At 69.5% G+C, this 21066-nt stretch carries 24 protein-coding genes and 2 riboswitches; of the genes, 8 read left to right on the forward strand and 16 right to left on the reverse strand.

Translation table 11 applies throughout. The features are described 5' to 3' along the window. Positions 1–55 precede the first annotated feature (55 nt). Genes PBN85_RS06310 through aroQ form a run of 4 tightly spaced genes read right to left on the reverse strand, consistent with a single transcriptional unit; the run spans position 56 to position 2734 of the window. Positions 56–397, reverse strand: a complete 342-nt coding sequence (locus PBN85_RS06310; protein ID WP_271300478.1) for an arsenate reductase family protein — start codon at positions 395–397, stop codon at positions 56–58. A 28-nt stretch (positions 398–425) separates the two neighbouring features. Continuing rightward, entirely contained in the window at positions 426–1778 is a 1353-nt protein-coding gene (accC, locus tag PBN85_RS06315) for an acetyl-CoA carboxylase biotin carboxylase subunit (protein WP_037530410.1), read from the reverse strand. 3 nt (positions 1779–1781) lie between these two features. Then, positions 1782–2285, reverse strand: coding sequence for an acetyl-CoA carboxylase biotin carboxyl carrier protein (accB, locus tag PBN85_RS06320; RefSeq protein ID WP_037530412.1), 504 nt, complete (start codon positions 2283–2285; stop codon positions 1782–1784). Between the two features lie 14 nt (positions 2286–2299). Further along, positions 2300–2734 carry a type II 3-dehydroquinate dehydratase gene (gene aroQ, locus PBN85_RS06325; protein ID WP_271300479.1) on the reverse strand — a complete coding sequence of 145 codons (435 nt, stop codon included), beginning with the start codon at positions 2732–2734 and terminating at the stop codon, positions 2300–2302. Positions 2735–2913: 179 nt separating this feature from the next. On the opposite strand from aroQ, the gene thiS reads away from it, so the two are divergent. The 5 genes from thiS to PBN85_RS06350 all read left to right on the forward strand — a co-directional run bounded on the left by thiS (position 2914) and on the right by PBN85_RS06350 (position 5695). After that, positions 2914–3921 carry a sulfur carrier protein ThiS gene (gene thiS, locus PBN85_RS06330; protein ID WP_271300480.1) on the forward strand — a complete coding sequence of 336 codons (1008 nt, stop codon included), beginning with the start codon at positions 2914–2916 and terminating at the stop codon, positions 3919–3921. A 106-nt stretch (positions 3922–4027) separates the two neighbouring features. Then, complete coding sequence (locus tag PBN85_RS06335; protein WP_271300481.1) at positions 4028–4210, forward strand: CsbD family protein; 183 nt, start codon at positions 4028–4030, stop codon at positions 4208–4210. A gap of 78 nt (positions 4211–4288) precedes the next feature. Continuing rightward, complete coding sequence (locus tag PBN85_RS06340) at positions 4289–4573, forward strand: hypothetical protein (protein ID WP_037530418.1); 285 nt, start codon at positions 4289–4291, stop codon at positions 4571–4573. Positions 4574–4642: 69 nt separating this feature from the next. Further along, the gene (locus PBN85_RS06345; protein ID WP_037530421.1) at positions 4643–4834 is read left to right on the forward strand and encodes a hypothetical protein; all 192 of its coding nucleotides are present in this window, start codon (positions 4643–4645) and stop codon (positions 4832–4834) included. After that, on the forward strand, positions 4835–5695 hold the full coding sequence (locus tag PBN85_RS06350) for a type 1 glutamine amidotransferase (RefSeq protein ID WP_271300482.1): 861 nt from the start codon (positions 4835–4837) through the stop codon (positions 5693–5695). On the opposite strand, the gene PBN85_RS06355 is transcribed toward PBN85_RS06350, so the two are convergent. The 9 genes from PBN85_RS06355 to PBN85_RS06395 form a co-directional block, all read right to left on the reverse strand. Beyond that, the gene (locus PBN85_RS06355) at positions 5692–7350 is read right to left on the reverse strand and encodes a thiamine pyrophosphate-binding protein (protein ID WP_271300483.1); all 1659 of its coding nucleotides are present in this window, start codon (positions 7348–7350) and stop codon (positions 5692–5694) included. The genes PBN85_RS06350 and PBN85_RS06355 overlap by 4 nt on opposite strands. 56 nt (positions 7351–7406) lie before the next feature. Continuing rightward, a complete protein-coding gene (locus PBN85_RS06360; protein WP_271300484.1) occupies positions 7407–7796 on the reverse strand; it encodes a hypothetical protein in 390 nt (129 codons plus the stop codon). A gap of 260 nt (positions 7797–8056) precedes the next feature. Continuing rightward, positions 8057–9040 (reverse strand): type II secretion system F family protein, encoded by a 984-nt coding sequence (locus PBN85_RS06365; RefSeq protein WP_200870314.1) that lies wholly within the window; start codon positions 9038–9040, stop codon positions 8057–8059. A gap of 24 nt (positions 9041–9064) precedes the next feature. Then, positions 9065–10039 (reverse strand): type II secretion system F family protein, encoded by a 975-nt coding sequence (locus tag PBN85_RS06370; RefSeq protein ID WP_037530432.1) that lies wholly within the window; start codon positions 10037–10039, stop codon positions 9065–9067. A gap of 10 nt (positions 10040–10049) precedes the next feature. Next, positions 10050–11324 carry an AAA family ATPase gene (locus PBN85_RS06375; protein WP_037530436.1) on the reverse strand — a complete coding sequence of 425 codons (1275 nt, stop codon included), beginning with the start codon at positions 11322–11324 and terminating at the stop codon, positions 10050–10052. Next, positions 11324–11953, reverse strand: coding sequence for a CpaD family pilus assembly protein (locus PBN85_RS06380; protein ID WP_037530437.1), 630 nt, complete (start codon positions 11951–11953; stop codon positions 11324–11326). Before PBN85_RS06380 ends, PBN85_RS06375 begins: the two co-directional genes overlap by 1 nt. A 50-nt stretch (positions 11954–12003) precedes the next feature. Next, complete coding sequence (locus tag PBN85_RS06385; RefSeq protein ID WP_271300485.1) at positions 12004–13575, reverse strand: type II and III secretion system protein family protein; 1572 nt, start codon at positions 13573–13575, stop codon at positions 12004–12006. Further along, on the reverse strand, positions 13575–14594 hold the full coding sequence (gene cpaB / locus PBN85_RS06390; protein WP_271300486.1) for a Flp pilus assembly protein CpaB: 1020 nt from the start codon (positions 14592–14594) through the stop codon (positions 13575–13577). The genes PBN85_RS06385 and cpaB overlap by 1 nt, the downstream gene beginning before the upstream one ends. Before the next feature lie 77 nt (positions 14595–14671). Further along, the gene (locus PBN85_RS06395; protein ID WP_271300851.1) at positions 14672–15139 is read right to left on the reverse strand and encodes an A24 family peptidase; all 468 of its coding nucleotides are present in this window, start codon (positions 15137–15139) and stop codon (positions 14672–14674) included. Positions 15140–15190: 51 nt separating this feature from the next. Here PBN85_RS06395 and PBN85_RS06400 point away from each other — a divergent pair, with 51 nt between their 5' ends. Together PBN85_RS06400 and PBN85_RS06405 are read left to right on the forward strand one after the other, a co-directional pair. Beyond that, positions 15191–16123 (forward strand): alpha/beta fold hydrolase, encoded by a 933-nt coding sequence (locus PBN85_RS06400; RefSeq protein WP_271300487.1) that lies wholly within the window; start codon positions 15191–15193, stop codon positions 16121–16123. Beyond that, the gene (locus PBN85_RS06405; protein WP_271300488.1) at positions 16120–17205 is read left to right on the forward strand and encodes an NAD(P)/FAD-dependent oxidoreductase; all 1086 of its coding nucleotides are present in this window, start codon (positions 16120–16122) and stop codon (positions 17203–17205) included. Before PBN85_RS06400 ends, PBN85_RS06405 begins: the two co-directional genes overlap by 4 nt. 346 nt (positions 17206–17551) lie before the next feature. On the opposite strand, the gene rnhA is transcribed toward PBN85_RS06405, so the two are convergent. The 3 genes from rnhA to ispH are packed head-to-tail and all read right to left on the reverse strand — an operon-like array spanning position 17552 to position 19991. Next, entirely contained in the window at positions 17552–18016 is a 465-nt protein-coding gene (gene rnhA / locus PBN85_RS06410) for a ribonuclease HI (RefSeq protein ID WP_037530445.1), read from the reverse strand. Beyond that, the gene (gene thrB, locus PBN85_RS06415) at positions 18013–18966 is read right to left on the reverse strand and encodes a homoserine kinase (RefSeq protein ID WP_271300489.1); all 954 of its coding nucleotides are present in this window, start codon (positions 18964–18966) and stop codon (positions 18013–18015) included. The genes rnhA and thrB overlap by 4 nt, the downstream gene beginning before the upstream one ends. Positions 18967–19019: 53 nt before the next feature. Then, complete coding sequence (ispH, locus tag PBN85_RS06420; RefSeq protein ID WP_037530449.1) at positions 19020–19991, reverse strand: 4-hydroxy-3-methylbut-2-enyl diphosphate reductase; 972 nt, start codon at positions 19989–19991, stop codon at positions 19020–19022. A 116-nt stretch (positions 19992–20107) separates the two neighbouring features. Between ispH and PBN85_RS06425 the strand changes: the two genes are divergently transcribed. Next, entirely contained in the window at positions 20108–20743 is a 636-nt protein-coding gene (locus PBN85_RS06425; protein WP_235199449.1) for a hypothetical protein, read from the forward strand. An 84-nt stretch (positions 20744–20827) separates the two neighbouring features. After that, positions 20828–20920: riboswitch (glycine riboswitch) on the forward strand. Continuing rightward, positions 20921–21028, forward strand: a riboswitch (glycine riboswitch). The last annotated feature ends 38 nt before the right edge of the window (positions 21029–21066 follow it).

Consider the following 21066-nt stretch of genomic DNA (forward strand, 5'->3'; position numbering starts at 1 on the left):
TGTTAAACGGGCAGGTCAGGCCGGCTTGCTGCTTGGGCGGGCAGGCGGGCGCTGGCTACAGGATCGTTTGCACCGCCTCCGGCGGCCGGGCCAACACGACGCCCTTGTCGGTCTCGACCAGCGGGCGCTGGATGATGATGGGGTTGATCGCCATCGCCTCGAGGATCGCCGCGTCATCCGCCTCGCTGTCGGCGAGTCGCTTGCCGTCCGGCTCGCTGAGCCGCAGCCCGTCGCGCGGCGTGAGGCCGGCACGGGCGTAGAGCCGCGACAGGTCGGCGACGGTCGGCGGCCGTTTGAGATATTCGATCACGGTCACCGTCGCGCCCGCCTCCTCGAGCAGGGCGAGCGTCTTGCGCGAGGTGCCGCAGCGCGGATTGTGATAAATTGTCGCAATCATCGCGCTGCGGCTCCGGTTCAGAGGATGATCAGGCGTCCTGCTTGGCCAGCCATTCCTCGAGCCATTTGATCGTATAGCTGCCCGCCTGGAACTCGGGATCGTCGAGCAGCGCCTGATGCAGCGGGATGGTCGTCGTCGGGCCCTCGATCACGAATTCCTCCAGCGCCCGGCGCAGGCGGCGCAGCGCGCCCTGACGCGTCGTGCCGTAGACGATCAGCTTGGCGATCATCGAATCGTAATAGGGCGGCACGCGATAGCCGGCGTAGAGGCCGCTATCGACGCGGACGTGCATGCCGCCCGGTGCGTGATATTGCTTCACCAGCCCCGGCGAGGGGGCGAAGGTGCGCGGGTCCTCCGCGTTGATGCGGCATTCGATCGCATGGCCGCGGAACTGGACGTCCTCCTGCCGCAGCGTCAGCGGATGGCCTTCGGCGACGCGGATCTGTTCGCGGACGAGGTCGAGGCCGGTGATCATCTCGGTCACCGGATGTTCGACCTGCAGCCGGGTGTTCATCTCGATGAAGTAGAACTCGCCGTCTTCCCACAGGAACTCGATCGTGCCGGCGCCGCGATAGCCCATGTCGGCCATCGCCTTGGCGACGATGCCGCCCATCCGCTCGCGCTCCTCGGCGGAGATGATCGGCGAGGGCGCCTCTTCCAGTACCTTCTGGTGGCGGCGCTGCAACGAACAGTCGCGCTCGCCCAGGTGGATCGCGTTGCCATTGCCGTCGCCGAACACCTGGAATTCGATATGCCGCGGATTGCCGAGGTATTTTTCCATGTAGACGGTGGCGTCGCCGAACGCCGCCTTCGCCTCGGTCCCGGCCTGCTGCATCAGCGTTTCGAGATGCTCGGGGCCGGTGCACACCTTCATGCCGCGACCGCCGCCGCCGCTCGCCGCCTTGATGATGACCGGATAGCCGATCGCGTCCGCCAGCACCTTGGCCTCGGCGACGTCGCTGATCGCGCCGTCGCTGCCGGGAACGAGCGGCAGGCCGAGCGCGCCGGCGGTGCGCTTCGCCTCGACCTTGTCGCCCATCGTGCGGATATGTTCGGGCTTGGGGCCGACGAACAGCAGGTCGTGCATCTCGACGATCTCGGCGAAGCGGGCGTTTTCGCTGAGGAAGCCGTAGCCGGGGTGGATCGCGTCGGCGCCGCTGATCTCGGCGGCCGAGATGATGTTGGGGATGTTGAGATAGCTGTCGGTCGCTGCCGGCGGCCCGATGCAGATCGCCTCGTCGGCGAGGCGGACGTGCATCGCCTCGGCGTCGGCGGTCGAATGGACCGCGACCGTCGTGATGCCCATCTCATGGCAAGCACGGTGGATGCGCAGCGCGATCTCGCCGCGGTTGGCGATCAGCAGCTTCTTGATCGGGCGCATGCCTTACTCGACCACCACGAGCGGCTGGTCGAATTCGACCGGCTGGCCGTTCTCGATCAGGATCTGGCGGACGATGCCGGCGGTCGGCGCGGTGATCGGGTTCATCACCTTCATCGCCTCGACGATCAGCAGCGTGTCGCCGGCCGACACCGCATTGCCGACCGCGATGAACGGCTTGGCGCCAGGCTCGGCGGACAGATAGGCGGTGCCGACCATCGGCGACTTGACCGCATTGGCGGCGGCGAGCGTCGGCGCCATCGCACCGGCCTCGGCGGCGGCAGGCTGCGGCGCTGCCGCGGCGGGAGCGGGCGCCGCCGCCGGCGGGGCGTAATGGAGCGGTGCGGCGGCAGCGGCGGCCTTGCGCGCGACGCGGATCTTGCGATCGCCTTCCTCCACCTCGATCTCGGTGAGGTGGGTGGCGTCGAGCAGTTCGGCGAGCTGGCGCACGAGGTTGACGTCAACCTGCATGCTCTGCGCAGGGGCCCCGGAGTTGGTCTGGTCGGTCATGGGGGAGCCTCCTGTCAGAAGCGCGCCGCCGCTTCAAGCGCAAGGGTATAGGACAGCGCTCCGAATCCGGCGATGGTGCCCTTCGCAGCGCGCCCGACGAAGCTGGTGTGGCGGAATTCCTCGCGGGTGTGGGGGTTGGAGAGGTGAACCTCGATCACCGGCGTGCGGATGCCCTTGATCGCGTCGTACACCGCGATCGACGTGTGCGTGAAGGCGCCCGCGTTGAGGATCACCGCCTTCGCGCCGCGCGCCTGCGCCTCGTGCAGCCAGTCGACCAGATGGCCTTCGTGATTCGACTGGCGCATGTCGATCTCCAGCCCCAGCTCCTGGGCGCGATCCTCGAGCTGGCCGGCAATGTCGTCGAGCGTGTCGGCGCCGTAGATCTCGGGCTCGCGCGTGCCGAGCAGGTTGAGGTTGGGGCCGTTGAGGACGAAGATGGTGTCGGTCATCGGGTCGCTTTCGGTTGAACCGGAGAGATCGTGTGCCTAGGTGCGGCGCATCACCCTTAGTCCGTTCGCCCTGCGCTTGTCGAAGGGCAGCTCTCCTCTGTCGCACCGGGCCGAAGGGGAGAGCGGGGCTTCGACCGGCTCAGCCCGAACGGATGGGGGCGTGCGCCTCCTGCAAGCTTATGCCCCATAGCGACGGAACGGTATCGATCACGGTCAACGGCGCGCACAAGCGCGTCAACGCGGGGCTGAGCCTCGCCGAACTCGCCGCCGAACTGGGGCTGGTGCCGGAGAAGGTGGCGGTCGAGCGCAATCTCGAGGTGGTGCCGCGCTCGACGCTCGCCGAGGTGCGGGTCGAGGACGGCGACGATATCGAGATCGTCCATTTCGTCGGCGGCGGCGACCACCCGCGGGCGGTGGCCGACGACAGCTGGACCGTCGCGGGCAGGACCTTCCGCTCTCGCCTGATCGTCGGCACCGGCAAGTACAAGGATTTCGCGCAGAACGCCGCCGCGCTCGAAGCATCGGGGGCGGAGATCGTCACCGTCGCGGTGCGTCGCGTCAACGTCAGCGATCGCAATGCGCCGATGCTGACCGACTTTATCGATCCCAAGAAGGTCACCTATCTGCCCAACACCGCCGGCTGTTTCGACGCCGAGAGCGCGATCCGCACCCTGCGGCTGGCGCGCGAGGCGGGCGGCTGGGATCTCGTCAAGCTCGAGGTGCTGGGCGAGGCGAAGACGCTCTATCCCGATATGCACGAAACGCTGCGCGCGACCGAGATCCTCGCCAACGAAGGCTTCAAGCCGATGGTCTATTGCGTCGACGATCCGATCGCGGCGAAGCGGCTGGAGAATGCCGGCGCCGTCGCGATCATGCCGCTCGGCGCGCCGATCGGCTCGGGGCTCGGCATCCAGAACCGCATCACGATCCGGCTGATCGTCGAGGGTGCGGGCGTGCCGGTGCTGGTCGACGCCGGCGTCGGCACCGCCTCCGATGCGGCGGTGGCGATGGAATTGGGCTGCGACGGCGTGCTGATGAACACCGCGATCGCCGAGGCGAAGGACCCGGTAATGATGGCGGCGGCGATGCGTGCGGCAGTCGAGGCGGGGCGGCTCGCCTATCGCGCGGGACGCATGGGACAGCGGCGCTATGCCGATCCGTCGAGCCCGCTCGCCGGGCTGATCTGACGCCCTCTGACGGATTTGTCACGGAACCGGTCCGGTTCGAACCCGTTGTATTGTCGTAGATCAAGCGGCCCGGCTGGCGGGCTGACGATAACGGCAGGAGGTCCTGATGGGCGAGCTCACCGACAAGATCAAAGGCACCGTGAACGAAGCGATCGGCAACGCCAAGGAAGCGATCGGCAAGCATAATGAAGACCCCAGCCTCGCCGCCGAGGGTCAGGCCCAGCAGGCAGAAGGCAAGGGCGAGAAGTTCAAGGGCAGCGTCAAGGGCGCGCTCGGCGACAATATCTGATCGTCTGATCGATTGCCGGCAAAGGGCCGTCCCGCAAATTCGGGGCGGCCTTTTCCATATGGAAAAAGGGAGATGCATATGAAGACGACGATGATGGCGCTGGCCGCGGGTGCGATGGCGCTGTCGCTGGCAGCGTGCGGCGGCAAGGGTGACGACAAGCTCGGCAGCGAGGTCAAGGCCGCCGCCGACAATCGCGCCGATGCGATGGAGAGCGCCGCCGACAATCTCGAGGATCAGGCCAAGGCGGAGCGCAAGAGCGCGGCGCAGCAGGCCGATGCGATCGACGACGCCGACGTCAATGCCGCGGCGATGTCGAGTGGCGAGAAGGCCGCGCTGATCAACGGCAGCGACAAGCTGCGCTGATCCGCGGCGGGCACCGGGGACTATTTGCTTCCGCGGGAAACATCGTTTGTCGTGAGTGGTTTACGGCCAATGACCCCGCCCTATAGCCAACCGTCCTCGGTCACCCACGACCAAGGTGAGATCATCGTCGACGGACCCGACGGCGTCGCCGTCTCGCTGACCCCGGAGGCGGCGCTCATCACCGCCGGCCGATTAGAGACCGAGGCGATCGAGGCCCTGCTCGAGCGTGGCAAGACCGTCGTCACCAAGCCGGTCGGCTGAGTGGCGCCACTCCGGCTGCTCATCGCCGAAAGTGAGCCCCCCGCTGCCCGCGCCGAACGCCGCGACAGCGTCGGCCGCAGTTCGGGCGAGACCTTTTGCAAGCGGCTCACCGGGCTGATGCCGGAGGCGCGGTGCGTGCGGGTCAAGCCGGCGGACGCCGATGCCGGGATCCCCGCCGGGCTCGGCGGCTATGATGCGGTGTTGCTGACCGGATCGCCGCTCCATCTTTATGAGGATACGCCCGCGGCGCGGCGCGAGATCGCGTTCATGCGCGCGGTGTTCGCGTCGGGCACGCCGGCGTTCGGATCGTGTGCCGGGCTTCAGGTCGCGGTGGTCGCCGCCGGCGGGCAGGTGCGGGCGATGGGGTCGCGGCGCGAGATCGGCTTCGCGCGCCGCATCTTCCGGCAGCCGGACGGTGTCGATCACCCGCTGCTCGCCGGGCGGCCGCCGGTGTTCGACGTGCCGGCGATCCACGGCGACGAGGTCGAGACCTTGCCGGACGGCGCGACGCTGCTCGCCTCCAACGGCGTCACCCACGTGCAGGCGGCGGAGATCCGGCACGACCGCGGCGTCTTCTGGGGTGTGCAATATCACCCCGAAATCTCGCTGCGCGAGGTCGCGGCGGCGCTGCGGCGGCAGGCGGAGGAGTTGATCGACCTCGGCATGGCGCGCGACCGGCTCGACGTCGAACAGCAGGCGGTGCTGGTCGACGCCCTCCACCGCGAGCCTGAGCGGCGCGATCTCGCCTGGCGGCTCGGACTCGACGAACAGGTGCTCGATCCGATGATGCGGATGACCGAGCTGCGCAACTTCCTCGACCGGCTGGTGCTGCCGACCCGCGCCGCGCGAGGGCGGGGCTAGGCGGACCGCCGCGCCGCCATCGCTTCCAGCGTCGTCGCATTGCTGATCACGGCGATGTCGGTGCGCAAATGGAGCAGGCGGACCCCGCGCCGGTCGAGCGCCCGCGCCAGCGCCGGGGCGAAATCCTCGGTCCGCTCGACCGTCTCCGCCCAGCAGCCATAAGCGCGGGCGAGCGCGGCGAAGTCCGGGTTGGTCAGTGTCGTCGCCTGGACGCGGCCGGGATATTCACGCTCCTGGTGCATGCGGATCGTGCCGTAGCCGCCATTGTCGATCACCAGCACCAGCATCTGCGCATCGTGTTGCACCGCGGTGGCGAGTTCCTGCCCGTTCATCAGGAAACAGCCGTCGCCGGCGAGCGCGACCACCTGCCGCTCGGGAAAGCGCAGCGCGGCGGCGACCGCGGCGGGGACGCCATAGCCCATCGCGCCGGCGGTCGGGGCGAGCTGCGTGCCGGGCGCCGTATAGCGCCAGTAGCGGTGCCACCAGCCGCTGTAATTGCCCGCGCCGTTGCACAGGATCGTGTCTGCCGGCAACGCCGCTTGCATCGCCGCGACGCAGGGGCCGAGATCCATCGCCACGCCGTCGCGGGGTGCGGGGGTCGACCAGGCCAGCCATTCGGCATGCGCCTCGGCGCCGCCGGGATGCGGCGGGCCGTCGATTGCCGCGAGCGCCTCGGCGAACTCGGCCATGCCGGCGCAGATCGCCAGATCGGTGCGATAGGTCATCCCGAGTTCGGTCGCATCGGGATGGACGTGGATCAGCCGCTGGCCGGGATGATCGGGGGTGATGAGCGTATAGCCGTCGGTCGTCGCCTCGCCGAGCCGCGCGCCGACGACGAGCAGCAGGTCGGCGGCCTTGACGCGCGCGACCAGCGCCGGATTGGGGCCGTAACCGAGATTGCCCGCATAAGCGGGGCAGGCGTTGGGGATCGCATCCTGCCGCCGGAAGGCGGTGGCGACGGCGATGCCGGTGCGATCCGCCCAGGCGGCAAAATCCTGCGCCGCGACATTGTCCCAACCGCCGCCGCCGACGATCGCCAGCGGCCGTTCGGCGGTGGCGAGCAGATCGGCGAGCTGTTCCAGTCCCGCCTCGTCGCAGCCCTGCGACAGCCGCTCGACCCGCGGCCGGTCGGCGACCTCGGCGCTGTCACGCAGCATGTCCTCGGGCAGGGCGAGCACGACCGGACCGGGCCGGCCGCTCATCGCCACGGCATAGGCGCGTGCGACATATTCGGGGATGCGCGCCGCATCGTCGATCCGCGCCGCCCATTTGGCGAGCGGCGCGAACATCGCGGTCATGTCGACTTCCTGGAACGCCTCCCGGTCGCGGGTGCCGCGGTCGACGTCGCCGACGAACAGGATCAGCGGCTGCGAATCCTGCCGGGCGACGTGGACGCCGATCGCGGCATTGGTCGCGCCGGGGCCACGGGTGACGAAGGCGATGCCGGGCCGGTGGCCGAGCGTGCCGTCGGCGCAGGCCATGAACGCCGCGCCGCCCTCCTGCCGGCAGACCACCGTGGCGATCTCCGGCGTATCATGCAGCGCATCGAGCACGGCGAGGAAGCTTTCCCCCGGCACCGTGAAGATCCGCTCGCAGCCTTGGGCGAGCAATTGCGCGACGAGGATCTGGCCGCCGGTGCGTGGGGTGGTGTCCATACCCCGATCCTGCCCAATCCTACCGGCGAAGTCGAGCGATCCGAGGCAGATTGGCGTTAGCGGCGGGTGGTCGGACCGAAATCGAACCAGCCCGGGCGGCTGCCCGCGGGATAGGCGGGGCGGACGGTGCTGACCGGGCGGACGCGGCCGGTGATGCGCTCGCCGAGCGTCGGCGCGGCGACGACCGGCGCGGCGGGGGCTGCGACCGCCGCGGTTTCGGCGGCGCGGGCGAGGCGGTCGTTCTCGCGCTCCAGTTCGGCGATGCGCCGATTGGCCTCGGCGAGCGCGGTATCGCCCTGCTTGCGATAGCCGGCATGCGCCTCGCGCTCGTCGGCATAGCGCGTCTTCCACTTGCGCCCGCCGCTGCTGCTGGCGAGGCCGAAGAACCAGCCTGCGACAAGGCACAAGGCCAAAGCGGCGAATTGCGTCGTAGTGGTGAACAGCATCCGAGCCTCCCTGTTACGCAAGCATAACGAGTGCGATGGCGCTTGGTTCATCGCCGTCCGCAGCGAAAGCGGCGTGACGTCCGGCGACGAACATGGACAACATGGACACCTTGATCGAAACGATCAGGCCCGATCGTTTCGGATTTTGCGCTGATCGATCGACGATGAGATAGAGCCGCGGCCGGATAGCGCGCCCCGCGCGAGTAGGACAGCGGTCGTCATTTCGCTCGGCGGTGCAGGCGCTTGCCGGTGCCTCGCTCCTAGAAGGCGTCGCTGATCGAGCAGGCGGCGGGACCGAGGATGACGATGAACAGCGTCGGCAGGATGAACAGGATCAGCGGAATCGTCATGATCGCCGGCAGCCGTGCCGCTTTCTCCTCGGCGCGCATCATCCGTTCGTTGCGGAATTCGGCCGACAGCACGCGCAGCGCCGAGGCGAGCGGCGTGCCGTATTTCTCGGTCTGGATCATCGTGGTGACGACGCCGCGGATCGCGTCGAGGTCGACGCGGCTGGCGAGATTCTCGAAGGCCTGACGCCGTTCGGTGAGGAAGCCCAGTTCGATCGCGGTCAGCGTGAATTCGTCGCCGAGTTCGGGATAGGCGCGGCCGAGCTCGCGCGCGACGCGGTGGAAGGCGGCGTCGACGGTGAGGCCCGCCTCGGCGCAGATCACCAGCAGGTCGAGCGCGTCGGGCAGGCCCTTGCGGATCGCGTCGCTGCGCTTGGTGATCTTGTTCTTGAGATAGAGGTCGGGCGCCTTGTAGGCGAGGATGAAGGTCACCGCGACCAGGGCATAGCGTTTGAACGCCGACCAGTCGGGGAAGTAATCGAGCCCGTAGACGAGCAGCACCATCAGCCCGCCGAACACGATCGGCAGCGCGAGCCGGCCGAAGATCACGCCGACCGCCCATTCCTTGGAACGGATGCCGGCGCGCATCAGCTTGAGCTGCGCGTCCTTGACCTGGCTGTCCTGCAACACCTTGAGCGAAGAGAGCAGGCCGCGCATCCAGTCGGTGGTGTCGTTGCGCTGGACGAGCTTGGCGCGCCGCTTGGTCGAGGCGGTGATGCCCGCCTTGAGCTGTTCGCGGCGCTCGTTGAGCACCTTGACGCGCTTGTTCATCGGATCGGTGACGGTGCGCATCACCGTGTAGAGCGCGAGCATCACCGCAAAGGCGGCGACACCCGACAGGATGGTCGCGACCCAGAGCACGTCGATGCCCATCAGCGTCGGTCCGGAAGGCTGCATGTCTCGTTTCCCGCCCTGGCGCCGCTAGATTTCGAAGCTGACCATCTTGGCCATGATGAACACGCCGATCCCCATCCACAGCAGCCCGCCGATGCCGGCGATCATCAGCCGCGGTTCGGAGAAGAAGCCCTGCATATAGCCGGCGTTGATCATCCAGATCATGCCGAAGACGATGAACGGCAGCGATCCGACGATATAGGCCGAGGCCTTGGATTCGGACGACATCGCCTTGATCTTGAGCTTCATCTGGCCGCGCTGGCGCAGCACCGTGGCAAGATTGGCGAGCGTTTCGGCAAGGTTGCCGCCGGTTTCGCGCTGGATGGCGATGGTGATGACGAAGAACTGGAATTCGGGCGTGCCGAGCCGGTCGGCGGTGTCCTGCAACGCCGCGTCCATCGACTTGCCGATCTTCATCTTGTCGGAGACCATGCGGAATTCCTCGCCGACCGGGCCTTCCACCTCCTGGCCGACGACGCCGATCGTCTCGGTGACCGGCAGGCCCGAACGCAGGCCGCGGACGAGCAGTTCGATCGCATCGGGGAATTTGGCGGTGAAGCGCGCGACGCGGCGGCGGATGAAGAAACCGACCAGCCAGTGCGGCAGCCCCGCGCCGACCGCGAGGCCGAACAGCAGGGCGAGCAGGATCGGCGCGCCCTTCAGGATCAGCAGTCCCGCGACTACGACGATCAGCCCGCCGCTGATCATGCCGTAGCGGCCGACGCTCCAGTCCTTGCCGGTCATCGCCAACCGCTGGGCGAGCTGCGCCGGATTGGGCAGCAGCCGGCCGAAGGCGAGATCGGTGCGGGTCTGGACGCGCCCGGCGGCGATGCGGCGCATCTGCGTGTCCGCCACCGTCGCGGCATCGCCGTGCCGGGTGCGGACCGACGACAGCCGCCGCGCCTGTGCGCGCTGCGCCGACGGGCCGGCGAGCGCGATGACGATCAGGCCGATCGTCATCACCCCGCCGAACGCCACCATGATCAGGGGAAGCAGGTCCATCGCCGCGCCGTTATTTCTTGGCGCGCTTGCTGAGCAGCGCCGAGAAGCCGCCGATCAGCGACTTGCGCTTGGCGGTCGCCTTGCCCTCGCTGCCGGTGGCGACCAGTTCCTCGCCGACGTTGAGGACGTGGCGGGTCAGTTCGATCAGCGGCGCCACCGTCTTGGTGTTCTTGCCCGCCTCGGCGATCGGCTTGCCGAGCTTGGCGGCCTGCGCGGCGAGCTTCTGGTCGAAGGGGATGAGGAAATCGATCTTGCGCTCGATCGAGCTTTCGAAGTCCTTGCGGCTGATCTCGAGCTGCGCGGCGGGGTGGACGCGGCTGGCGACGACGGTGAGGTGCGTCTGCGGCGCGTTGGTCTTGAGCCACGACAGCACCCGGATCGTGTCGCGTGCCGCGGCAAGCGTCAGGTCGGTGACGATCACCGCCGCCTGGATGTCGCTGATCAGATGCGGATGCTGGACCAGCATCGCGCGCGGCAGGTCGACCACCGTCGCCTCGAAGGCGGCGCGCATCTCTTCCTGCAACTGGTAGAAGGCGGCACCGTCGGTGACGAGCGGCGCGTTGATCGGCGCCTCGGCGGAAAGGACGGCGAGCTTCTCGGTCGCCTTGACCATCGCGCGTTCGATGAACAGCCCGTCGATGCGGCTCGGATTCTCGATCGCGTCGGTGAGGCCGCGGCCCGGTTCGAGATCGAGGGTGAGCGCACCGGTGCCGAAATGGACGTCGAGGTCGAGCAGCGCGACGGTGCGCTTCTCGCGCTCGGCGAGCAGCCATGCGGTCGAGGTGGCGACGGTCGAGGCGCCGACGCCGCCGCGCGTGCCGATCACCGCGATCGCACAATGCGGCCGGTCGACGTTCGCCTCGGCGAGCTTGGGGGCGTTGAGCATCGCCTGGGCATGGCCGAACGCCTCGCGCATCGCATCGGGATGCAGCGGCTTCAGCAGATAGTCCTGGATGCCGCTGGCGATCAGGTCGCGATACAGGCGCACGTCGTTGACCTGCCCCGCGGCGATCACCACCGTGCCGGGCTCGCACACCTCGGCGAGGCTGTTGATGTCGTTGAGCGGATCGCCCGATTCGGCGAGGTCGACGAGCAGGATCTGCGGGCTCGCCGAAACCGACAGCGACTGGACCGCATTGCGCAGCCCGCCCTTGTGGACCTTGTCGACCGACCAGCCGAGCTCGGCGGCGATCGGCCGCAGCAGTTCGGCGGTGGTGTCGTCGCAGACATAGGCGGCGAAGGGTTCGCGCTGCGCGGCGCCGGCGGGTTTCCAGGGCGCGTTCATCAATTGCCCCCCTTGGTGCTCGTCGCCTGGAGCGTGCCGGCGCCGGTCGGCGCCTTCTTGATATAGGCGTCGATCGCTTTGCGGTTGACGGTAGTGTCGGCGAGCGTCTGCGGATCGGCGCCATGGACCAGATCGCTCGGCCGCGCGATCATCGCGGCGAGATTGGTGTTCACCGCACAGCCGTAGTTGGACGAGGTGTTGGCGTCGAACTCGTTGCTCGAATTGCGGCTCCAGTCGGGGCAGCCGGGGACGGAGGCGTGCATCCGGCTGATCACCACGCGCACCGTGCCCGGCGTCACCGGCGCATCGGTGACCGGTCGATCGTCGGAGAGCAGCAGGCCGTAGCTCGCCACCACCGCGGCGACCTCGTCGCGCGCCGCGCCGGCATAGGCCGCCTCGTCGATCGCGACGCGGTCGCCGAAGCCGAGGTGCATCGCGTCCATCCAGCCGGCGAGGCGGCGTCCCTCACCGGGGGCGAGGCCGCGGCCGCCGGTGGCGAGATCGAGCGCATAATCGTTGCGCGCGACGACCGGCTGGTGGACCGATTCGAGGCCGCGATTGGTGGTGCCCATGCAGCCGCCGAGCAGCAGCGCGGGCAAAGTGGCGAGGAGGAGCGAACGCTTGGTCATCGACGCGAGGTCCTTGATCGGGGACGCAGGAGTGGGGGATGCGGGGGCCATCAGTCGGAGAAGCCCGGGGCGGGCGCGGCGCTCTTCTTCTTCGATGCGGCACGCGGATCGGCGGCGGGCACCGGCTGGCGCTGCGGCGCCGGCGGCACCGCGGCGGCGGCGCCGAGCGTCGGCGGCACCGGCTGGCCGCCGGGCACCATCACCGGCACCGGCCGCGGCCCGCTGCCGCCGCCGCCGACCTCGCCGAGCAGGATGCGCTCGGCATCGCCCGGCGCGCGATAGCCGTCGTGCGGCAGCGCGACCTGCGCCGGATTGTTGATCGGCTTGACCAGATAGGGGGTGATGATGATCACCAGCTCGGTCTCGTTGCGCTGGAAGTTGGTCGAGCGGAACAGCGAGCCGATGATCGGCAGGTCGCCGAGGAACGGCGTCTTGTCGATATTGTTGCCGTGCGTGTTCGACAGCAGGCCGCCGATCATCATGCTCTGGCCCGAGCCGAGCTCCAGCGTCGTCTCGGCGCGGCGGGTGGTGATGCCGGGGACGCGGGTGCCGCTGACCGTGACCGCGCTGGCATTGTCGATCTGCGACACCTCGGGACGGACGCGCAGCGAGATGCGGCCGTCGGACAGGACGGTCGGCGTATAGGCGAGGCTGACGCCATATTGCTTGTATTCGACGGTGACGGTGCCGAGGCCGCCGGACAGCGGGATCGGGATCTCGCCGCCGGCGAGGAAGGTCGCGGTCTCGCCCGACAGCGCGGTGAGATTGGGGTTGGCGAGCGTCGTCACCTGTCCCAGCGTCTCGCCGAGATCGACTGCGGCGAGCAGGTCGAGACCGAGCAGCTTGCCGGCGAGGCCAAGCGTGGACCCCGACGTGCCGGGCGCAACGAGGCTGTAACCTGAGCCCGTGTTGAAGCCCGTCGCCAATGGCTGCCCGGGGGCATATTGAGGGCTGACTCCACCGCGACCGATGCCGAACTTAAATCCGCCGGTTCCGTCCACCGAGCCGAGATTGACCCCGACGTTCTTGATGAACGTCCGGCTCACTTCCGCGATCCGCACCTGGAGGTTGACCTGCAACGGCGTTGCGGTGCGCAGGCGCGAGAGCACCTTGGTCGAATCGCCGACATAGGCCTGGACCAGCCGCTCCGCCTCGGCGGCGTCGCCCGGGCCGGCGACGGTGCCGGTGAGCAGCACCAGCCCGTTCATCGGCGTCGCGGTGAGATGCGCCTCCGGCATCGCCAGCTGCAGCATCGCCGCGATCGAATCAAGGTTGTTGCCGACGCGGACGGTGGTCGCATAGACGACCGCGCCGCCCTTCGTCGTCGCCGAGATCGTCGTCTCGCCGGTCTTCTTGCCGAAGATGTACAGCTGGGTCGGCGAGCGGACCTGGACGTCGGCGACCGAATCGTCGGCGACGAACACGTCGCTCATCGGCCGCGACAGCGTCACCAGCCGGCCGCGGCCGGTGTTGACCTGGACGATCGAAGAGCTGCGCGCGACGGTGGCATCGGGCGCCCGCGCATCGGCGACGCCGAGCGGCAATGCGATGCTGCTCGCCAGCATCAGGCCGAGGGCGGCGGCGCGACGGCGCGGCGCGCGGAAGGTCTGCGACGAAGCCATTAGTTCTTCCCTCCGACCGGTACGACGGTCACGCTGTTGCCGCGCGCGACGCGCACGACCGGCCCCTGGATGACGACCGCACCGGGGGTGCCGGGCGTGCCGGTTGCCGCGGTGCCGGTGGTCGGCGTGCGCGGCGGCACGGTGCTGCGCTGGAAGCGCGAGACGTCGGCGCCGGTCGCGTAGGTGCTGCCGCCGGTCTGCGGCTCGCTCGCGACGCGCAGCATCATCGCCTTTTCGGCGCGGGCATCGCCGTCGGGCACCTTGACCGCGCCGCTGGCGATCGCCTCTTCCAGCTGGGTCGAATTGTCGGCGAGCGCGCGCAGCGACAGCGACAGGTCGCCGATCGTCCGCGCCACCGCGATCTTCTCGGCCATCTTGGGCGTCGCCTCCAGCGTCACGGTCGAATAGGTGCTGACCTTGGACTTGCCGTCCTCGCCGACGACATTGTCGGTGCGCTGGTCGGTGGCGAGCACGCGGACGTTGCGCATGATCGTCTCGGACACCTTGAGCGGCTGGCCATCGCCGCCGCCCGGCACCGTCTGCGTCAGCACGAGGTCGATGCGATCGCCCGGGAAGACGAAGCCGGCGACCGCCGCCTGGCTCGACACGCTCACCGTCACCGCGCGCATCCCCGGCGCGAGCGCCGCGGCGAGGAAGCCGCGATCGCCCGGCGAGACGAGCGCGCCGCGCGTCACCGGCTGGCCCGCGGTGATCGCGTTGCGGACGACGGTGCCGGTCAGCTTGCTGAGATCGGTGCTCGGCTTGAGGTAATAGGCGTTGTCGACCAGCTCGCGGGGCCACGGCTGGAACTTGAGCGCGGTGGCATCGAGGATCGTGCCGACCGGCAGCGTACGGGTGGCGACCAGCACCTCGGGGCCGTTGGCGACGACCGGGGCGGGGGCGCCCATCGCCATCGCCTGCGGCGCCGACGAACCCGCGATCAACGTGCGGGCAAAGAATGCCGTGATGCCGGCGACGAGCAGGGCGCCCACCAGCAAAACGATCTTGCGACTATCCATGTTCTCAACGGGCCTTTCAGCACACCGGGGGCAGTGGCCGGACTATGAGCCGAGACTGGTTAAAATCCGGTTCGTCTTCAAAGCGCTGGCATTGTAGCGGGTAAGGCGAGCAGCGCCGCGGCGGCGATGGCGACGCCATAAGGCACCTCGACCTGGCCGATGCGGCGCTGCCAGCGCCGCTCGATCATCATCGCGATCGTGATCGCCCCGCCGAGCACCGACATCACCATCAGCATCTGCAATAGCCCGCCGAGCGGCAGCCATAGCGCCAGCGCGCCGATCATCTTGACGTCGCCGCCGCCCATCCAGCCGCGCGCGAAGGCGCCGACGAACAGCGCGAAGACGATCGCCGCGACGAGCAGCTGCACGCCGACCTCCGTCCAGCCGAGGCCGAGCGCCCACCACCACAGGGGGGCGAGCAATGCGATCGCGGCATTCTTGACGTTGGCGATCTCACGGGTACGGGCATCCTCGATCCCCGCGGCCACCAGCAGTGCGCCGAGCATGACGGCCAAAGCCGCGACCAGAAGATTATCCCACCCCATCGTCATGCGTAGGTAGACGGGATGGCTTGCGAAAACGTAACCAGCGCGACGATGACCGAGCAAGACGAGCTGCGCCGCCAATGGCCCGCCGAATCGCGCCTGTCGCTATGGCGTGCGCCGGACGGCTGGCAGCACCGCCGCTTCGACTGGCCGCATCCCGCGCCGCGCGGCCGCGTGCTGGTGCAGGGCGGGCGCGCCGACATCATCGAGAAGTTCATCGAGACTTTCCGCCACCTGCATGCGCACGGCTGGTCGGTGACCGCGTTCGACTGGCGCGGGCAGGGCGGATCGGGCCGGCTCGCCGGCGATCGCCACGTCGGCCATGCGGCGAGCTTCGCGCCCTGGGTCGCCGATCTCGCCGCCTTCTGGCAGGACTGGCGCGGCGAGGCGGCGGGGCCGGCGGTGCTGCTCGGGCATTCGATGGGCGCGCATCTCGCGCTGCGCGCGATGCTCGACGGGGGAGTGACGCCCGATGCGGCGGTGCTGGTCGCGCCGATGATCGGCATCCGCTCGCCGCTCGGCAGCCGGATCGGCGCGCTGGTTGCCGCGGCGGCGACGCGGTTCGGCGATCCGGCGCGGCCGGTGTGGAAGACGCGGCCCGGCGATGCCACCTCCGGCCATCGCCAGCAACGGCTGACCCATTCGCTCGAACGATATAGCGACGAGGCCTATTGGTATGGCCGCGACCCCGATCTACTGCTCGGCCCGCCGAGCTGGGCCTGGGTGCGCGAGGCGTTCGTCTCCGGCGCGCGGCTGCTCGCCGACCCGCGGCTCACGCGGCTTGCGGTGCCGGTTCTGATGCTGGTCGCCGACCACGATCAGCTGGTCGACAGCGCCGCCGCGCGCCGCCTCGCCGCGCGATTGCCCGATGTCGAGCTGATCCGCTTCGGCGCGGAGGCGGCGCATGAGATCCTGCGCGAGGCGGATGGCGTGCGGCTGCGCGCCTGTCGGGCGATCACCGACTTTCTGGAGCGGCGGACGTGATCCACGACGTGGCCATCGTCGGCGGTGGCATCGCAGGGGCGGGGCTCGCCGCCGCGATCGTCGGCGCGGCGCGCGTGCTGCTGCTCGAGGCGGAGGCGCAGCCGGGCTATCACAGCACCGGGCGGTCGGCGGCCTTCTGGTCGGAGACCTATGGCGGCCCCGGCATCCAGCCGCTGACCAGCGCCTCCGGCCCGGCATTGCGTGACGGCGGCTTCCTGGCGCCGCTCGGCTCGCTCCACGTCGGCCGGGCGGCGGATGCCGCGCAGGTCGATGCGTTCGTCGACTCGTTCGCCGGTACCGCGGTGGCGCTGGAGCGGGTCGATCCGCACCAGCGGGTGCCGGGGCTGCGGCCCGACTGGACGCTCGGCGTGATGGAGGCGAGCTGCGCCTATATCGATGTCGCGGCGCTGCATGCCGCCTATCTCGCCGCGTTCCGGCGGGCCGGCGGCGTGATCGCCACCGATGCCGCGCTGATCGCGGCGCAGCGCAAGGCGGGGGTGTGGACGATCGACACGCCCGCCGGGACGTTCCGGGCGCGGCTGCTCGTCAATGCGGCGGGGGCGTGGGCCGATGCGGTCGCCGGGCGGGTCGGCGCCGCGCCGCTCGGCATCCAGCCCTATCGGCGGACGATGGTGCAGCTGCGCACCGAACCATCCGCGCCGGCGGGGATGCCGCTCGTCGCCGACATCGCCGGGCGCTTCTATTTCAAGCCCGAGGCGGGGCGGCTGTGGCTCAGTCCCCATGACGAGACGCCGGTCGGTCCGCATGACGTCGCGCCCGAGGAGGTCGACGTCGCGCAGGCGATCGACCGGCTCGAATCGGTCGTCGACTGGCGGGCCGTCGCGGTCGAGCGACGCTGGGCCGGCCTGCGCAGCTTCGCGCCCGACCGGCTGCCGGTCTATGGCTTCGACGCGCGGGTGCCGGGGCTGTTCTGGTGCGCGGGGCAGGGCGGCTTCGGCATCCAGACCGCCCCCGCCGGCGCGGCGGTGGCGGCGAGCCTGCTGCTCGGCACGCCGTTGGCGGCGCCCTATGCGGGGATCGACGTCGATCGTTATGCGGCGCGGCGCTTCCTGCCGGGCTGACCGGGAGCAGGGTTGGCGCAGGGGTGCAGAGGGAGCATCCACGGCGCAGCCGCCGTCCCGACACCGCCGAGGTGACAGCGCCGCCGCCGCGCCACATCCAAACTCTCCGCGCCTCCGCGCCTCCACGTGAACAAATCTCTTCGCGTGTCCGCGTCTTCGCGTGATCAAAGCTGCCGACCATCAGGCGAATGGCAAGGATGGTTCACGCGAAGCCGCGAAATCGCGAAGAAGAGTGCTCACGCGGAGGCGCGGAGGACGATCGGGACGGGCGGCTGGCTCCCTTTACCAGATTGTCCTGATCGCCGCTGGCGCGGCGGGGTAGGGCTCTGCGCCTCTGCGCGACCCCTTAAACGGCAGGCCGGCTCGCTGCGAGGGCGGCGTCGCTGGCCAGTTTGTCGACGCGTTCATTGTCGGCGTCGCCATTGTGGCCCTTGACCCAGACCCATTCGATCTCGTGCTTCTGCGTCTCGGCGAACAGCGCCTGCCAGAGTTCGGCGTTCTTCACCGGCTTCTTGTCGGCGGTGCGCCAACCGTTCTTGCGCCAGCCGTGGATCCAGCGGGTCAGGCCGTCCATGACGTACTTGCTGTCGGTCGACAGGCGGATCTTGCACGGCCGCGTCAGTACGCGCAGCGCCTCGATCGCCGCGGTCAGCTCCATGCGGTTGTTGGTGGTCAGCCGCTCGCCGCCGGACAATTCCTTCTCGTGGCCGCCGAAGCGGAGCAGTGCGCCCCAGCCGCCGGGGCCGGGATTGCCCTTGCAGGCGCCGTCGGTGGCGATCTCGACGAGCGGGGCGGCGGCGGGGTCGGTCATGCAAAAGCCTCCGGATGGGCATCATACCAGTCGAGCCGGCGCAGATAGGCGAGAGGATCCTTGCGCGTCACCAGCGCATCGGCCGGCGTGTTGAGCCAGTCCCAGGCGCGGGTGAGCAGGAAGCGGAGCGCCGCGCCGCGCGCCAGCACCGGCAGCGCGGCGCGCTCCGCATCGGACAGGCCGTGCTCGGCCGCATAGCCGGCGAGCAGCGCCGCGCCGACGCCATCGAGCGGCACGCCGCGCGGATCGAAAGCCCAGGACCCATGCATCACCGCGACGTCATAGGCGCGCAGATCGCGGCAGGCGAAGTAGAAATCGATCAAACCGGTCACGGAGTCGCCCAACATCAACACGTTGTCGGGGAACAGGTCGGCGTGGATGACGCTCGTCGGCAGATCGTGCGGCCAGTCCGCCTCGACTGCGGCGAGCGCGCCGTCGACGCGCGCGTACAGGCCGGGCGCGATGCCATCGAGGTCGCCGCCGCAGCGTTCGAGCAACGGCCGCCAGTCGGCGATGCCGAGACTGTTGGCGCGTGTGCCGCTGAAATCCGCGGCGGCGCAGTGCAGCGCGCCGAGCGCTGCACCCGCGGTGGCGGCCTGCGCCGGGGTGGGGCGGGTCACCGACACGCCGGCGAGGAAGCGGATCAGGCAGGCGGGGCGGCCCTCGAGCTGCTGCACCGCGACGCCGTCGCGGTCGCGGATCGCTGGGGGCACCGGCAGTCCGCGCGCGGCGAGGTGATCGAGCAGGTCGAGGAAGAAGGGCAGGTCGCCGGCATCGACGCGCTTTTCGTAGAGCGTCAGGATGAAGCGCGCGCGATCGGTGTCGACCAGATAGTTGCTGTTCTCCACCCCTTCGGCGATGCCCTTGGCGGAGACGAGCGCGCCGACGCCGTCATAGCGGCGCAGGAAGGCGGACAGCGCCTCCGCCGAGACATGGGTGTAGACGGCCATGTGTTCCTCCCCCGATTGCCGCGCCCCCGGGCGCGGGCCGGGGAAGCGGGCGGCTATGCCGCGGCGTCGAGCCCGCGTGGCAGCTTGAACGCGATCGTCTCGCGCGTCGTCTCTTCCTCGCGCTCGGTGACGTCGAAACGGGTCGAGAGCAGCTCGACCAGCTCGCGCACGAGCAGCTCGGGCGCCGAGGCGCCGGCGGTGATGCCGAGCGTGCCGACGCCGTCGAGGAAGCGCCAGTCGAGATCGGCAGCGCGCTGGATCAGCCGCGCCGGAATCCCCTCGCGCTCCGCCACCTCGACCAGCCGCACCGAGTTGGACGAATTGGGCGCGCCGATCACCAGCATCGCATCGCACGCCGCGGCGATCGCCTTGACCGCCGCCTGCCGGTTGGAGGTGGCGTAGCAGATGTCCTCGCCGCGCGGCGGCAGCATGTTGGGGAAGCGGCGCTGCAACACCGCGACGACCGCGGCGGTATCGTCGACCGACAGCGTCGTCTGGGTGAGGAAGGCGAGATTGTCGGGATCGACCGGCGCGAAGGTCTCGGCATCGGCGGCGGTCTCGATCAGCGACATCGCGCCGTCCGGCACCTGTCCGAAGGTGCCGACCACCTCGGGATGGCCAGCGTGGCCGATGAAGATGATGTGGCGGCCGGTCGCGACCAGGCGTTCGGCCTGGCGGTGCACCTTCGACACCAGAGGGCAGGTGGCGTCGAGATATTCGAGCCCGCGGCTCTGCGCGTCGGCGGGCACCGATTTGGGCACGCCGTGCGCCGAGAAGACGACCGGCGCGCCGTTCGGCACCTGATCAAGCTCCTCGACGAACACCGCGCCCTGAGCGCGCAGCGTGTCGACGACGAACTTGTTGTGGACGATCTCGTGGCGGACGTAGACCGGCGCGCCGTGTTTCTCGATCGCGAGTTCGACGATGCGGATCGCGCGGTCGACGCCGGCGCAAAAGCCGCGCGGCGCGGCGATCAGCAGATCGAGGACGGGCTTGCCGCCGTCCGGCTGAAGAAGAGAGGCCATGGCGGTCGCTCTACGCGATTGCTTGCACGCGCGAAAGGCGCTTCCTATGGTGCGCGCCGTACCGCCGGGCCGCCGGCGACTGCGTCACTGACCGTTCGACAAAGGTATGCGTCCCCGTGAAAACCACGATTCTCGGCCTGTCCGCCCTCGCGCTGATCCTCTCGGGCTGCGCCAGCAAGGGCGAGATCGTCGAAGGCGGCATCTCGGCGGTGCGTTCGGCCTGTCCGACCGTCGGCGTCGCGGCGGGGACCGGCGACATCACCCTGTTCGACCCGGCGACCAGCCGTGACGAGAGCGCGATCGACGTCGTCGCCAACATGACGCACGTACGCGGCGCCTGCAACGACGCGGGCGACCAGATCGTCACCAGCGTTACCTTCGACGTGCTGGCGCGGCGCACCCGCGCCGATGCGGCGCGCGACGTGGTGCTGCCCTATTACATCGCCATCGTCCGCGGCGGCACCGCGGTGACCGCCAAGCGCAAGGGGGCGGTGACCGTCCATTTCGACGCCGGCCAGACGCGCGCGCAGGCGAGCGGCACCGCCTCGACGCAGATCGCGCGCGCCGCGGCGACGCTGCCCGACGAGGTGCGCGACCAGCTCACCCGCAAGCGCAAGGCGGGGGACGAGGATGCCGCGACCGATCCGCTCGCCCGGCCCGAGGTGCGCACCGCGGTGCTGCGCGCGACGTTCGAGGCGCTGGTCGGCTTCCAGCTCACCGACGATCAGCTGAAGTATAACGCGCAGCGCTGATCCGCGGCGGATGCGGGCCTTTCCGCATTGACTAAGCCCTTGCGGGACGCCAGAGCATCGCACGTCGATGCCGGGCGACCGGCATGGGCGGGCGCGGGAGAGAGCCTCTTCACAAGGAGGCCGCCGAAGGAGCAACCACCCCGGAATCTCTCAGGCATAACGGACCGCGCGCTGCCTTATCGACACTCTGGAAAGCGTTCCTTTGAGGAGCCACCGAAGGGGTAAGCCCGCCGCCTGTTATGCGCCGGGTGAAAGCTCTCAGGTCACCGTGACAGAGGGGGTATGACGAGATCGGATGCGGCTGGCCCGCGACCCGGATCGTG

The organism is Sphingomonas sp. CV7422, from assembly GCF_027945725.1.
GTDB classification, from domain to species: Bacteria; Pseudomonadota; Alphaproteobacteria; order Sphingomonadales; family Sphingomonadaceae; genus Sphingomonas; species Sphingomonas kyungheensis.

What these genes read in the sequence shown, in the direction of transcription:
- PBN85_RS06335 (WP_271300481.1), top strand. Translation starts at nt 4,028, where the DNA reads ATGGGCGAGCTCACCGACAAGATCAAAGGCACCGTGAACGAAGCGATC.
- PBN85_RS06345 (WP_037530421.1), top strand. Translation starts at nt 4,643, where the DNA reads ATGACCCCGCCCTATAGCCAACCGTCCTCGGTCACCCACGACCAAGGT.
- PBN85_RS06395 (WP_271300851.1), bottom strand. Translation starts at nt 15,139, where the DNA reads ATGGGGTGGGATAATCTTCTGGTCGCGGCTTTGGCCGTCATGCTCGGC.
- cpaB (WP_271300486.1), bottom strand. Translation starts at nt 14,594, where the DNA reads ATGGATAGTCGCAAGATCGTTTTGCTGGTGGGCGCCCTGCTCGTCGCC.
- PBN85_RS06340 (WP_037530418.1), top strand. Translation starts at nt 4,289, where the DNA reads ATGAAGACGACGATGATGGCGCTGGCCGCGGGTGCGATGGCGCTGTCG.
- PBN85_RS06310 (WP_271300478.1), bottom strand. Translation starts at nt 397, where the DNA reads ATGATTGCGACAATTTATCACAATCCGCGCTGCGGCACCTCGCGCAAG.
- thiS (WP_271300480.1), top strand. Translation starts at nt 2,914, where the DNA reads ATGCCCCATAGCGACGGAACGGTATCGATCACGGTCAACGGCGCGCAC.
- PBN85_RS06380 (WP_037530437.1), bottom strand. Translation starts at nt 11,953, where the DNA reads ATGACCAAGCGTTCGCTCCTCCTCGCCACTTTGCCCGCGCTGCTGCTC.
- PBN85_RS06385 (WP_271300485.1), bottom strand. Translation starts at nt 13,575, where the DNA reads ATGGCTTCGTCGCAGACCTTCCGCGCGCCGCGCCGTCGCGCCGCCGCC.
- aroQ (WP_271300479.1), bottom strand. Translation starts at nt 2,734, where the DNA reads ATGACCGACACCATCTTCGTCCTCAACGGCCCCAACCTCAACCTGCTC.
- thrB (WP_271300489.1), bottom strand. Translation starts at nt 18,966, where the DNA reads ATGGCCGTCTACACCCATGTCTCGGCGGAGGCGCTGTCCGCCTTCCTG.
- PBN85_RS06355 (WP_271300483.1), bottom strand. Translation starts at nt 7,350, where the DNA reads ATGGACACCACCCCACGCACCGGCGGCCAGATCCTCGTCGCGCAATTG.
- accB (WP_037530412.1), bottom strand. Translation starts at nt 2,285, where the DNA reads ATGACCGACCAGACCAACTCCGGGGCCCCTGCGCAGAGCATGCAGGTT.
- PBN85_RS06370 (WP_037530432.1), bottom strand. Translation starts at nt 10,039, where the DNA reads ATGGACCTGCTTCCCCTGATCATGGTGGCGTTCGGCGGGGTGATGACG.
- PBN85_RS06360 (WP_271300484.1), bottom strand. Translation starts at nt 7,796, where the DNA reads ATGCTGTTCACCACTACGACGCAATTCGCCGCTTTGGCCTTGTGCCTT.
- PBN85_RS06365 (WP_200870314.1), bottom strand. Translation starts at nt 9,040, where the DNA reads ATGCAGCCTTCCGGACCGACGCTGATGGGCATCGACGTGCTCTGGGTC.
- ispH (WP_037530449.1), bottom strand. Translation starts at nt 19,991, where the DNA reads ATGGCCTCTCTTCTTCAGCCGGACGGCGGCAAGCCCGTCCTCGATCTG.
- rnhA (WP_037530445.1), bottom strand. Translation starts at nt 18,016, where the DNA reads ATGACCGACCCCGCCGCCGCCCCGCTCGTCGAGATCGCCACCGACGGC.
- PBN85_RS06375 (WP_037530436.1), bottom strand. Translation starts at nt 11,324, where the DNA reads ATGAACGCGCCCTGGAAACCCGCCGGCGCCGCGCAGCGCGAACCCTTC.
- accC (WP_037530410.1), bottom strand. Translation starts at nt 1,778, where the DNA reads ATGCGCCCGATCAAGAAGCTGCTGATCGCCAACCGCGGCGAGATCGCG.
- PBN85_RS06400 (WP_271300487.1), top strand. Translation starts at nt 15,191, where the DNA reads ATGACCGAGCAAGACGAGCTGCGCCGCCAATGGCCCGCCGAATCGCGC.